Below are 14060 nucleotides of genomic sequence, written 5' to 3'. Positions count from 1 at the left end.
GGGGGCCGTCGCGCCGGGGGCCATTCCCATTGGCCGTCCCATCGCCAACACGCGGGTGTACGTGGTGGACGCGGAGCTGCGCCCCGTTCCCGTGGGCGTGCCGGGTGAGCTGCTCATCGGCGGTGATGGCCTGGCCTGGGGCTACCGGGGACGGCCGGAGCTGACGGCGGAGCGCTTCGTGCCAGACCCCTTCGGCTCGGCGGCGGGCGGGCGGCTGTACCGCACGGGCGACAGCGTGCGCCACCGCGAGGACGGCGCGCTGGAGTTCCTCGAGCGGCTGGACGGACAGGTGAAGGTGCGTGGCTACCGGGTGGAGCCGGGCGAGGTGGAGGAGGCGCTGCGCCTGCACCCGTCGGTGGCCGAGGCGGTGGTGGTGGCGCGGCCCGACCCCGCTGGAGGCAAGCGACTGGTGGCCTACGCGGTGCCTCGGGCAGGGGAGACGCTGGAGCCCCGCGGCCTTCGCGACTTCCTGGCGGAGTCGCTGCCCGAGTTCATGGTGCCCTCCGCGCTGGTCCCGCTGACGGCGCTGCCGCTCACGCCCGTGGGTAAGCTGGACCGGCGCGCGCTGCCGGAGCCGGAGGTGTCGCGCCCGGCCGGGAGCGCCTTCGTGGAGCCCACCACCGCGCTGGAGCGGCAGGTGGCGGCGCTCTGGGCGAAGGTGCTCGGCGTGGAGCGGGTCGGTGTGGAGGACCACTTCTTCGCGGACCTGGGCGGCAGCTCCATGTCCGTGGTCAAGGCGTGCGCGTTGCTGCGCGACGAGCTGAAGCGCGACGTCCCGGCGACGCGCTTCTTTGAGCATCCCACGGTCCGCGCGTTCGTCATGTCCCTGGAGCGGGACGGCGAGCCGGCGGCAGACACCCAGGACAACGAGGCCCACGAGGATCGCGCCCAGCAGCGGCGTCAGGCGATCCGTCGACAGGGCCGGCGAGGGAATCACGGCAATGGCTGAGCTTGATGACATGCAGGGCGAGGACTCCAGCAGCGACATCGCGGTCATCGGCATGGCGGGGCGCTTCCCGGGCGCTCGCAGCCTGGGTGACTTCTGGAACAACGTCCGCGGTGGCGTGGAGTCCATCTCGTTCTTCTCCGAGGCCGAGCTGGAGCGCTCACCGCTCATCCCCGAGGACCTGTGGAAGCACCCGCGCTTCATCCGCGCGGGAGGCATCCTCGAAGGCGCGGACGGCTTCGACCACGGCTTCTTCGACATCCCGCTGCGCGAGGCGCAGTGGATGGACCCGCAGCAGCGCGTGTTCCTCCAGTGCGCCTGGGCGGCGCTCGAGGACGCGGCGTATGACCCCTCGCGCTACAAGGGCCGCATCTCGCTCTACGCGGGCGCCGGTTCGTCCGGCCACCTGCTGAACCTGCTGAGCGAGGCCCGGAAGGACGCGGGCGCGGGCCTGGAGCTGGCCACCGCGGGCCCGGAGAGCCTGGCGATGAAGGCGTCGTTCAAGCTCCAGCTCCGGGGCGAGAGCGTCGCCGTCTACACCGCGTGCTCCACCGGCCTGGTCGCCATCCACATGGCCTGCCAGAGCCTGCTGACGCGGCAGGCGGACCTCGCGCTCGCGGGCGCGGTGCGCATCGCCAGTCCGCAGCGCACGGGCTACCTGCACCAGGACGGGCTCATCTTCTCGCCGGACGGCCACTGCCGCGCCTTTGACCACCGCGCGGGTGGCACCGTGGCGGGCAACGGCGCGGGTGTAGTGGTGCTCAAGCTGCTGTCGGATGCGCTGCGGGACGGTGACCACATCCACGGGGTCATCAAGGGCTCGGCCGTCAACAACGACGGGCAGCAGAAGGTCGGCTACACGGCGCCGAGCATCGAGGGCCAGACGGAGGTCGTCGCGGACGCGCTGGCCTATGCGGGCCTGAGCGGTGACGACATCAGCTACGTGGAGGCCCACGGCACGGGCACATCGCTGGGTGACCCCATCGAAATCGCCGCGCTGACGCGAGCGTTCCGGAAGACGACGGAGCGCTCGGGGTTCTGCGCCATCGGCTCGCTCAAGACGAACCTGGGGCACCTGGACGCGGCGGCCGGCGTGGCGGGGTTCATCAAGGTGGTGCTGTCGCTTCAGCACGGCGAGCTGCCGCCGAGCCTGCACTTCGAGCGCGCCAACCCGGAGATTGACTTCGAGCGCAGCCCGTTCTTCGTCAACACCGCGCTCAAGCCGTGGCCGCGGGAGAAGGGGCCGCGCCGTGCGGGTGTGAGCTCCTTTGGCATCGGAGGGACGAACGCGCACGTCGTGCTGGAAGAGGCGCCTCCAGCGGAGGAGAAGGCGCGCGGCCACCGTCCGTTGCACGTCGTGACGTTGTCTGCTCGGACGCCCTCCGCCTTGGAGGTGATGTCGCGCGAGCTGGCGGCGCACGTGGCGTCCGCGCCGGGGCTGGCGCTGGAAGACGTGGCCTTTACCCGGAACGTGGGCCGCCGCTCCTTCGAGCATCGCCGCGCGGTGGTGGCGGCGGATGGCGCCGAGCTGGCGGAGCGGCTGCGCAAGCCCGCGGCGGTGGAGGCGGGGCGGAACCGCCGCGTGGCCTTCCTGTTCCCGGGGCAGGGGGCGCAGGCGGTGGGCATGGGCCGCGAGCTGCACGCGGTGGAGCCGGGCTTCCGGAAGGACGTGGACGCGGCGCTGGCGCGGCTGGAGCCCTCGCTGGCCGCCGAGGTGCGTGCGCTCCTGTTGCCCGCGCAGGGACACGAGGCCGTCGCGGCCCAGAAGCTGGCGGACCCGCGCGTCGCGCTGCCCGCGCTCTTCATCGTCGAGCACGCGCTGGCCAGGCTCTGGAGGTCTTGGGGCGTCCGGCCGCACGCGGTGCTGGGCCACAGCTTTGGTGAGTACGCCGCGGCCTGCGTGGCGGGTGTGTTGTCGCCGGAGGACGGCCTGAGGCTCGCGGTGGTGCGTGGCGCGCTCATGGCGCGGATGCCCGCTGGCGCGATGCTCGCGGTGGGGTTGGAGGAGGCGGAAGTCCTGCCGTTGCTCGGCGAGGGGCTCGCGTTGGCGGCCGTCAACGGCGAGGGCCGGTGCGTCGTCTCCGGTCCGGTGGAGGCCATTGACGCGTTGCAGGCCACGCTGTCGAGCCGTGGCGTGGGCGTGGTGCGGCTGCCGTCGGCCCATGCCTTCCACTCCAGCGCCGTGGAGCCGCTGATGGTGGACCTTGCGCGGGCGGTGTCCTCGCTGCGCCTCAAGGCGCCGGAGCTGCCGTATGTGTCCAGCCTCACGGGCACGTGGATTCGCCCGGAAGAGGCCACCGACCCCACGTACTGGGCCCGGCAGATGCGGCAGCCGGTGCGCTTCGCCGCGGGCCTGGAGGCGCTCCTCGGGGATGGGTGCAGTGTCCTGCTGGAGGTGGGGCCGGGGACGGACCTGACGTCGTTGAGCCGGGCGCGCAAGGAGCGGCAATGGGTCGTGGCGCCTTCGCTGCGCCGCCGTCCGACGGAGAGCGACGCCCGTGGGCTGTTGCAGACCCTGGGCGACCTCTGGGCGGCTGGTGTGGACGTCGCCTGGGAGAAGTTCCATGGCGCGGAGCCGCGCCGCCGCGTGTCGTTGCCCACGTATCCGTTCGAGGAGAAGTCCTGCCGGCTGGAGTCGTCGGGTGCGCCGCTCGTGTTGCCCACGGCCTCCGCGCCGGTGGCGGGGGCCGCGCTGGCCGGCACGGGCCCCGTGCTTCCCTCCGCCACGACGACTCCCGCCTCGGTGGGGGAGATCCAGCAGCGCGTCATGGACATCTGGCGCGAGCGGCTGGGCGCGGTGGAGGTCGGCCCGGATGACGACTTCCTGGAGCTGGGTGGCAACTCGCTGATGGCGGCGCAGATGCTCACCCGGCTGCGCGAGACGTTCTCCGTACAGCTCCCGCTGAGCGCGCTGTTCGAGGCCCCCACCGTGGCGGGCATCTCCGCGCGCATCGAGGCGATGCTCCAGGCGGCGGGCCCGCTGGAGGGCAGGGCGGCCTCCGAGGTGATGTTCCGCATCGATCGCGCGGGTGAGCTGCCGCTCTCCGTGGTGCAGGAGCGCGTCTGGCGGATGGAGCAGCTCGACCCGGGCAACCCGTCGCTCAACATGCCCCTGGCGGTGCGCATCTCAGGCGCGCTGGACGCTCCGGTCCTGGAGCGGAGCGTCAACGAGGTCATCCGCCGACATGAGATGCTCCGCGCGACGTACCGCGTGGAGGACGGGCGTGTGCGCCAGCGGTTCTCCGCCGAGGTCCGCATCCAGGTGCCCGTGGTGGACCTGCGCTCTCACGGGGGTGACCGGGAGGCGGAGGCGCTGCGGTTGGCACTGGATGAGGCGGTGCGGCCGTTCTCCCTGGAGCAGGGGCCCATCGTCCGCGCCAGCCTGCTGCGGCTGGCCGAGGCCGAGCACCTGATGCTGCTCACGGTGCATCACATCGCCTCGGACACGCTGTCCATGGTGGCCTTCTTCCGTGAGGCCGCGGCGAACTATCAGGCGTTCCTCGCGGGGCAGCCCGCTCCGCTGCCGGAGCTGGCGGTGCAGTACGTGGACGCGGCGGCCTGGGAGCGCCGCTCGCTGGCGGGTGGCGCGCTGGCGACGCAGGAGGCGTACTGGCGCGACGTGCTGGCGGACCTGCCCCCGTCATTGGAGCTGGCCTCGGACCGGCCACGTGGGCCTGACCTGCGGCTGCGCGGTGCCCGCTTCCCCGTCGCCTTCTCGCGTGAGCTCAGCGCGGCGCTGATGGGCTTCAGCCAGCGCGAGGGTGTGACGCCCTTCATGACGCTGCTGGCGGCCCTGGCGTCGGTGCTCGCCCGGTACTCGGGGCGCGAGGACATCGTGGTGGGGACGCCGGTGGGCAACCGCGCCCGTGGCGAGCTGGAGCCCCTCATCGGCTTCGTGGCCCACGCGATGGCCCTGCGCACGGACCTGTCGGGCGACCCGTCGTTCCGCGAGCTGGTGGCGCGTGCCCGTGAGACGACGGTCGGCGCGTCCAGCCATCAGGACGTTCCCTTCGAGCACCTGCTGCCGCTGGTGGCCGCTGGAAGAGACCCGGCGCGCTCGCGGCTGTGCGACGCGGCGCTGGTGCTGCACGCACACGTCACCACCGCGCCGCCGTCCGTGGCGGGCCTGGGCATGCAGTTGGTGGAGGTGCCGGGAACGCCCGCGCAGTTCGGTGCCACGCTCGGTGAGCTGACGCTGCTGCTGAATGAGAGCGAGAGCGGCGGCTTCCACGGCTTCATCGAGTACGCCACCGACCTCTACGACGAGCCGCGCATCGCGCGCCTGTCGGCCCACCTCCAGACGTTGCTGGGGGCGGCGCTCGCGAACCCAGCGCTTCGCGTGTCACGGATGCCGCTGGCGGCCCCGGAGGAACGGAGCGCTGTCGCGCGGGTGTCTGCCTCCTCGGAGCAGCAGCTCCAGGCCGAGGGAGCCGCGGCTCCCAGCATGCCGCCCTCCGGTCCGTCGTCGAGCCTTGGGCCTCGGGACCTCGAGGATGCGGCTGTGCTGGCCCGGTTCGCCTCGTGGGTGGAGCGGACACCGGACGCGGTGGCCCTCGGCATGGGCGACCGTCGCCTGTCGTGGCGGGAGTTGTCGGCGAGGGCCCGGGGGCTTGCATCCCGGTTGAAGCAGGAGGGCGTGGGCAGTGACGTGCCGGTGGCGGTGCGCATCACGCCGTCGGTGGAGTCGGTCATCGCGCTCTGGGGCGTGCTGGAGGCGGGGGGCGCGTGCCTTCCCGTGACGGCGGGTGAGGTCGCGGAGCTGGCGTCCCTGCTGCCCGCGCGAGGACCTCGGTTGTTGCTGGTGTCCCGGACGGAGGACGCGCCGGCGTTGCCGAAGGGATTCCGCGCCCTCGCGGTGGAATCGGTCGGTTCGAGCGCGGAGGCGATGGCGCCCGTGCCCGCGGAGCGGCTGGCCTTCATCGTTCCCGCGCCCGCGGCCCTGGGCGGCCACGGCCGGGTCATGCTGAGTCACCGCAACGTGGCGCACGTGCTGGCCTCACTGGATGCCCGGACGGGCGCGGGTGAAGGGGACGTGTGGTTGGCGGCAGGTGGTCCTTCGGCCGACCCGTCGGGGCTGGACCTGCTGTGGGCGCTGGCGCGCGGGATGCGCGTCGTCCTTCCGCCCGAGCGGCTCGCCGCGCGCTTCGCTGTCCTGGGCCGCGAGCCGGACACTCGGCGGCCCCTCGACTTCAGCCTGTCGTACTTCGCCAATGATGAGGACTCGCTGGGCGAGGAGAAGTACGAGCTGCTCCTCGAAGGCGCGAAGTTCGCGGACGCGCACGGGTTCTCAGCCGTCTGGACGCCGGAGCGGCGCTTCCACTCCTTCGGTGGCTTGTATCCGCAGCCTTCGGTGGTGGGCGGCGCGCTGGCGATGCTCACGCGGCGCGTGCAGATCCGCGCGGGCAGCGTGGTGTTGCCGCTCCATGACCCCATCGAAGTCGCCGAGCAGTGGTCCGTGGTGGACAACCTGTCCCGTGGACGTGTGGGGCTCTCCTTCGCCACGGGGTGGCACGCGAACGACTTCTCGCTCTCGCCGGGGACTTTCGACCGGCGGCGCGAGGTGCTCATCGAGCGGCTGGAGGAAGTACGGCGGCTGTGGCGCGGCGGCACGGTGCTGCGGCGCAACGGCGCGGGCAATGAGGTTGAGCTGGCGCTGCGGCCCAAGCCGAAGCAGGCGGAGCTGCCGGTCTGGCTGACGTCCACCGGCAACCCGGAGACGTTCCGGAAGGCCGGTGAGGTTGGGGCGGGCATCCTCACCAACGTGCTCGGACTGGGCTCCAGCCTGGACGAGCTGGCGACGAAGGTGGCGCTGTACCGTGAGACGTACCGCAAGGCGGGACATGGCCCGGGGAAGGGGCACGTCACGCTGATGCTCCACACCTTCCTTGGTCAGGACCTGGACGAGGTGCGCGAGGCCGTGCGCGAGCCGCTGCTGCGGTACTTCCGCAGCTCGGTGGACGTGTTCGCCAACCTGGTGGCCAGCCAGGGCCTTCAGGTGGACGTGCGCGGCCTCACGCCGGAGGACGTGGAGGTGATGCTCGCCCAGGGGGTGGAGCACTACATCAAGGAAGGTGGCCTCTTCGGCTCGGTGGAGGACTGCGTGCGCGTCGTGGAGCGCGTGCGCTCCCTGGACGTGGACGAGATTGCCTGCCTCGTCGACTTCGGCGTGGAGCTGGAGCCGATGATGTCCAGCCTCCGCCTGCTGGACGTGGTGCGTCAGCGCAGCCAGGTGCAGCCCCTGCCCGCGGAGGCGGCGCTGGCCGAAGGCGATGCTGGCTTCGGCGCGCTGCTGACGCTGGTGCGAGACGAGGGCGTCACCACGCTGCGCTGCGCGCCGTCGCAGGCGCGTGCCCTGGCGGAGCTGCCCGGTGCCGAGGCCGCGCTGGGGAGCGTTCGCCTCTGGGTGCTTGGGGGCGAATCGCAGGACGTCACCACGTCCGCGCGGCGAGTGGCGGTGGAGTCCTCCCTGGTGGGCGCGGCGTGGCCGTCTCCCGCTTCGGCGCCTGTGTCCGTGCGGGATGCCTCCGGCGAGCCGGCGCCGGTCGGCGTGGTGGGCGAGCTGGCCCTGGGCGGCGCGGCGGTTCCGCTGGGCTTCTGGAATGATCCAGAGGCCACGCGGGCGCGCTTCATCTCCGTTCCGGGCGCGGATGGGCGCTTCTTCGTGACGGGCCAGCGCGCCCGTTTCCGCGACGCTGGAGACGTGGAGTGCGTGGCCCCCGCGCGTGCGACGAAGGCGCGGCGTCCCGGCGCGCAGCCAGCGCGCGGCGCCGTGGGCACCCGGACCGCCACGCAGCAGACGGTGGGCACGGAGGTCGCCTCGGCGACGGCCACGCCCGTGGTGCGCGCGGGGCGGGACAAGCCGCTGCCGCTGTCCTTCCCGCAGCAGCGCATCTGGTACCTCCACCAGTTGGACCCGGCGGGCATCGCGTACAACAACACCGTCACGTTGCGTCTGGATGGCGCGGTGGACGAAGGGCTCCTGGAGGCCGCGCTGAACGCGCTGGTCCGCCGGCATGAAGTCCTGCGCACGACCTTCGCGCTCGAAGACGGCGGTGCGTACCAGGTGATTGCCGACGCCATGCCCCTGGTGCTGGAGCGCCTGGAGGCCCGAGGCGGCACGTTGGAGGCGCGGGAGGCGGACGCGCTGAAGCAGGCCCTGGCCGAGGCGCGCAAGCCCTTCGACCTGATGCATGGGCCGGTGATGAGAGCCGTGCTGATTCGCATCAGCGAGTCCGTGTCCGTGCTGCACCTCACGCTGCACCACATCGCCTCGGACGGATGGTCTGGGGGCGTGCTCTTCCGCGAGCTGGTGGCGGGCTACGAAGCGCTCGCGGCGGGCCGCCCGTCGCCGCTGCCGGAGCTCCCGATTCAGTACGCGGACTACGCCGTGTGGCAGCGCGGCTGGCTGGAGGGGCCGGGCATGGAGGCCCAGCTCGCGTACTGGAAGAAGCAGCTCGCGGGCGCGCAGGTGCTGGAGCTGCCGACGGACCGTCCGCGGCCCGCGCGCTGGACGGGCCGGGGTGGCCGTCTCCAGGTCTCCGTGGACAAGCCGGTGATGGACGCGGTGTGGGCCGTGGGTCGTCGCGAGGGGGCTACTCCCTTCATGGTGCTGACGGCGGCGCTCCAGACGCTGCTGCACCGGTACTCCGGGCAGGACGACATCATCGTCGGCACGTCCGCGGCGGGCCGCAACCGTCCGGAGCTGGAAGGGCTCATCGGCTGCTTCCTGAACACGCTCGCCATCCGCGCCGACCTGTCGGGAGCCCCCACCTTCGTGGAGCTGCTGCGCCGGGTGAAGGTGGCGTCGATTGGCGCCTACGCCCACCAGGAGATTCCGTTCGAGCGGTTGGTGGACGAGCTGCGCGTGCCGAGAGACCCGAGCCGCATGCCGCTGGTCCAGGCGATGCTCACGTTCCACAACACGCCGCCCGTCGAGGTCCGCACGCCGGGGCTGGGCGTGAAGATGGTGGAGCTGGACATCGGCGCCACCAAGGTGGACCTGTCGCTGGAGCTGCGTGAGACGCCGCGGGGCCTCACCGGCGCCTTGGAGTACCCGGCGGACCTGTTCGACCAGTCCACGGTGGAGTTGCTGTGGGAGCGCTTCGTCCGGCTGCTCCAGGGCATCGCCGCGAATCCATCGCAGCGCGTGTCGGAGTTGCCGTTGCTGTCCGGCGCGGAGCGCCAGCGGATGCTGGTGGAGTGGAACGACACCCGCGAGCCCTTCGCGGCGGACGCGACGCTGCATGGCTTGTTCGAGGCGCAGGCCGCCCGGACGCCGGACGCGGTGGCGGTGGTGGCCGAGGGCCAGCAGCTCACCTATGCGCGGCTGGACGAACAGGCCAACCAGCTCGCGCACCACCTGCGCACGCTGGGCGTGGGGCCCGAGGTCCGCGTGGGGCTGTGCGCGGAGCGCTCCGTGGAGCTGGTGGTGGGGCTCCTGGGCGTGCTGAAGGCGGGCGGAGCGTTCGTCCCCTTGGACCCCGCGTATCCCACGGCTCGGTTGACGCACATGATGCGGGACGCCGGGCTGTCCGTGGTGGTGACGGTGGATGCCATCGCGGACGTGCTCCCCGCGGGCAGCGAGCTGCTCGTCGCGGTGGACGGCGACGAACGCCACATCGCGCGCAATCCGACGGCGCCACCTCGCGTGAATTCGTTGCCGGAGCAGCTGGCGTACGTCATCTACACGTCCGGATCCACGGGCACTCCGAAGGGCGTGCTGGTGCCGCATCAGGGCCTCTGCAACACCCTGGGCACCATCATCCGGGCGCATGACGTGCGGCCAGGGCGGCGCGTGCTCCAGGCCGCGGCGCTCGGGTTCGATGCGTCCGTCCTGGAGGTGGTGTCCACGCTGGTGGCCGGGGCGGAGCTGCACCTGGCTCCGCGCGAGTCACTGCTGCCGGGGGCACCGCTGCGCGCGCTGCTGGAGGCGCGGGGCATCACCACGGTGACGCTCACGCCTTCGTCCCTGTCGCAGTTGGAGCCGGAGGGCCTTCCCTTGCTGGAGACGGTCATCTCCGCGGGGGAGGCCTGCTCGCCGGAGCTGGCGCGGCGCTGGAGGCCGGGACGGAGACTGCTCAACGGCTACGGGCCCACGGAGGCGTCCGTCTGCGCGACGCTCTCCACGGAGCTGGACGTGGAGCGACCGGACATCGGTCGGCCCATCGCGAACATGCGCGCGTACGTGCTGGATGGAGGGGGGCAGCCCGTGCCTCCGGGCGTGCCGGGCGAGCTGTACCTGGGCGGACCCGGCGTGGCGCGTGGCTACCTGGGACGGCCAGAGCTGACGGCGGAGCGCTTCGTCCCGGATGCCTTCTCGGGAGTGGCGGGGGCGCGGCTGTACCGCACGGGCGACCGGGTCCGCTTCTTCGCGGACGGGCGCCTGGAGTACCTGGGCCGCACTGACTTCCAGGTGAAGCTGCGCGGCTTCCGCATCGAGCTGGGAGAAGTGGAGGCGGTGCTGCGCCAGCACCCCGACGTGCGTGACGCGGTGGCCCTGGTGCGTGAGGACACGCCGGGTGCTCGGAGGCTGGTGGGGTACGTCGTGCAAGGCGCCGAGCTCGACTCGTCGGCGCTGCGCTCCTTCATGAAGGAGCGGCTGCCCGACCACCTGGTGCCCGCCGCCTTCGTCGCGCTGGACACGCTTCCGCTGTCACCCAGCGGAAAGGTGGACCGTGGGGCGTTGCCGGCTCCGGATGCCGCGCGGGGAGGCACCGGGAAGGTGTTCACCGAGCCGCGCACCGAGGCGGAGAAGGCGTTGGCCGCGCTCTGGGCGCAGGTCCTGGGCGTGGAGCGCGTGAGCCTGCACGACAACTTCTTCGAGCTGGGCGGCGACTCCATCCTGGGCATCCAGATTGTCTCCCGGGCCAAGGCCCTGGGGCTGGAGCTGGAGCCGGCCATGCTCTTCGAGCGGCAGACGCTGGTGGAGCTGGCCGCCGCCGCGGGGACGGCGAAGACAGGCACGGCGGAGCAGGGGCTGGTGGAGGGGCCCGTGCCGCTGACGCCCATGCAGCACATCTTCTTCGATGAGTGGGCGTTGCCGCAGCCGCACCACTACAACCTGGCCGCGGTGCTGGAGGTGCGCCGCCCGGTGGATGCCGCGCTGCTGGAGGAAGCGCTGCGGACGCTGGTGTCACACCATGACGCGCTCCGGCTGCGCTTCACGCGGGCGCCGGAGGGCTGGCGTCAGTCCATCGCCGGAGTTCCCGAGCGAGTGCCCGTGAGGCGCGTGGACCTGTCCTCCGTGCCGGAGGCGGAGCAGGGCGCCGCGTTGGAGTCCGTGGGCGGGGATGTCCAGCAGAGTCTGGACCTGGGCGAGGGCCTGCTGCTGCGCGCGGCCTTGTTCGAGCGGGGCGCGGGCCGGACGTCCCGGCTGCTGCTGGTGGTGCACCACCTCGCGGTGGATGGTGTATCGCTTCGTCCGCTGCTGGAGGACCTGGAGACGGCGTACTCGCAGTTGGAGCGCGGGGCGCCGGTGTCGCTGCCGCCGAAGACGACGTCCTTCAAGGCGTGGGCGGAGCGGCTGGTGGCGCATGCCCGGACGGACGAGGCTGCGCGCGAGCTGCCGCTCTGGACGGCCTCGCGGGACGTCCCCTCGCTCCCGGTGGACCTGCCAGGCGGCGATGACACGGTGGGCTCGGAAGCGCTGGTGACGGTGACGCTGGGCGCGGATGAAACGAAGGCGCTGGTGGGCGAAGTGCCCCTGGCGTACCGGGCGCGCGTGGACGAGGTGCTGCTCACGGCGGTGGCACGCGCGGTGTCCCGCTGGACGGGAAGTCGCGACGTGCGGCTGGAGCTGGAGGGGCATGGGCGCGAGGCCCTCTTCGGTGACGTGGACCTGTCTCGCACCGTGGGTTGGTTCACCAGCACCTCCCCGCTGGAGGTCGAGTTGCCGGAGACGGGCAGTCCAGGCGACGCGCTCCGGGCGCTGCGGGATGCGCGGCGGCGGTTGCCGGTGAATGGCATGGGCTACGGCTTGCTGCGCTACCTGCGCGAAGACACGGCCCAGGCGCTGCGCGCCACGCCGCGCGCGGAGGTGGGGTTCAACTACCTGGGACAGCTCGACGCGGCGGCCCGCGGTTCGGAGCGCTTCGCCCTCACGGAGGAGCCGAGCGGCGCGTGGCATGGCGCGGGAGGTCGCCGGCCGCACCGTCTTGAGGTGAATGCCGTGGTGAGCGAGGGCCGGCTGAAGGTGGCCTGGGCCTACAGCACGCGCGTCCATCGGCGGGCGACCATCGAAGCCGTCGCAGACGACTTCCTGGCGTCGCTGCGTGAGCTGATGGAGGGCCAAAGCACACCGGACGCGGCGCGGCGTTCGCCTGGGGACTTCCCGCTCGCGCGCCTGTCGCCCGCGTCCCTGGACCGCCTGCTGCGGCAGTTCCCGGACGTGGAGGACCTGTACCCGCTCACGTCGCTTCAGCAGGGCATGCTGTTCCATGTCGCGCTCGCACCCCAGGGCTCGGGGGTCTTCCACGAGCAGTTGGCGTGGACGTCACGCGGGAAGGTGGACGTCGCCGCGCTGCGCCGCGCGTGGGCGGTGGTCATCGCTCGCAATGCCGTCCTGCGAACGTCCTTCATCCATGAAGGACTCCCGGAGCCGCTCCAGGTCGTTCATGCCCAGGCGGACCTGCCCTGGACCGAGCACGATTTGCGAGGTGTTCCCACTGAAGAGCGGCGTGCCCGGCTGGAGGCGCTGGTCCGTGAGGACCGTGCTCGTGGCTTCAACCTGGCGCCCGCGCCGCTGGCCCGGATGGAGGTGGTCCGTCTGGCGGAGGAGGAGTACCGCTTCCTCTGGAGTCACCACCACCTGGTGATGGACGGGTGGGGCGTGGGCGTGATGCTGCAAGAGGTCTTCGCCTGCTACGCGGCGCTGACGCAGGGGCGCGACGTCTCCTTGCCTCGCCCCGCGGCCTGGCGCGACTACATGGCCTGGTTGCAGCGGCAGGACCTGTCCCGTGCCGAGGCGTTCTGGCGTGAGGAGCTCGCGGGCTTCACCACGCCAACGCCGCTGCCTGGCGGTCGGGCCGCCGCGCCCGGGGTGGAAGCCGCCGTCACAGGTGAGGAGATCCTGTGGCTGTCGCAAGAAGCCACGGCCGCGCTTCAGGCTTTCGCGCGGCGCAACGCGGTGACGCTCAACACGCTGACGCAGGGCGCGTGGGCGCTGCTCCTGGGACGCCATGCGGGCCAGGAGGACGTCGTCTTCGGGGCCACCGTCTCCGGGCGTCCCGTGGACCTGCCGGACGCCGAGTCCATGGTGGGCTTGTTCATCAACTCGCTGCCCATCCGCGTGGACCTGTCTTCCAGCGCGCGGGTGGTGCCGTGGCTGCAGAAGCTCCAGGCACGGCAACTGGAGATGCGGAAGTACGAGCACAGTCCGCTGGTCCAGGTGAAGGGCTGGAGCGACATGTCACGGGGCCTGCCGCTCTTCGAGAGCCTGCTCATCTTCGAGAACTACCCGCTCGACACCTCGCTGGGGCAGGGCGTGCCGGGGCTGGAGGTGGTGGACGTGGAGAGCCACGAGCAGGGCAACCACCCGCTCATTGCCTACGTGGTTCCCGGTGAGAAGCTGCGCTTGAGCCTGGCCTATGCGCCCGAGCTGCATGGCTCGGACGTGGTGGCCGAGCTGCTGGAGCACTGGCGCATGCTGCTGGAGGCACTGGCCTCTGGCGTGGAGCGGCTCGCCGACGTGACGTTGCCGGGGGACGCCGAGCGGCGTCAGGCCATGGCCAAGGCGCGGGTGGCCTCCGCGGAGTACGTCGCCCCCGCGACGCCGGAGGAGCTGGCGCTGGCGGGGATCTGGACGGAGCTGCTCGGCCAGCCGCGCATCGGCGCTCGGGACGACTTCTTCGCCCTGGGCGGACACCCCGAGATGGCCGCGCGGTTCGTGGCGCGCGTGCGTGAGGCGTTGGGCGTGGAGCTGCCGCTGACGGCGGTGTTCGAGTCACCCACGCTCGCCGGCATGGCGGAAATGGTGTCCCGGATGGCGGGCTCGATGAAGCGGCTCGCGGATGACGCCATCGCACCGGCGTCGAGGCCGCTGGACCCGGCCGCGTTGGACCAACTGTCGGACGAGGAACTGGACGCGCTGCTGGACGCGACCGAGGCGGAGAACTGA

At 72.2% G+C, this 14060-nt stretch carries 1 protein-coding gene and 1 pseudogene (1 of these 2 only partly in view); both read left to right on the top strand.

Annotation, left to right across the window (positions count from 1 at the left end; translation table 11 throughout):
• Positions 1-949 (top strand): annotated as a pseudogene (locus HV826_RS38265) (non-ribosomal peptide synthase/polyketide synthase); it begins 16195 nt to the left of the window's first position.
• Entirely contained in the window at positions 942-14060 is a 13119-nt protein-coding gene (locus HV826_RS14850; protein ID WP_176417663.1) for a non-ribosomal peptide synthetase/type I polyketide synthase, read from the top strand. Before HV826_RS38265 ends, HV826_RS14850 begins: the two are co-directional and overlap by 8 nt.

The organism is Myxococcus sp. AM010 (genome assembly GCF_013372585.1).
In the GTDB taxonomy this organism is placed as follows: Bacteria; Myxococcota; Myxococcia; order Myxococcales; family Myxococcaceae; genus Myxococcus; species Myxococcus vastator.
This window is presented reverse-complemented; position numbering and strand designations above follow the sequence as displayed.

What these genes read in the sequence shown, in the direction of transcription:
- HV826_RS14850 (WP_176417663.1), top strand. Translation starts at nt 942, where the DNA reads ATGGCTGAGCTTGATGACATGCAGGGCGAGGACTCCAGCAGCGACATC.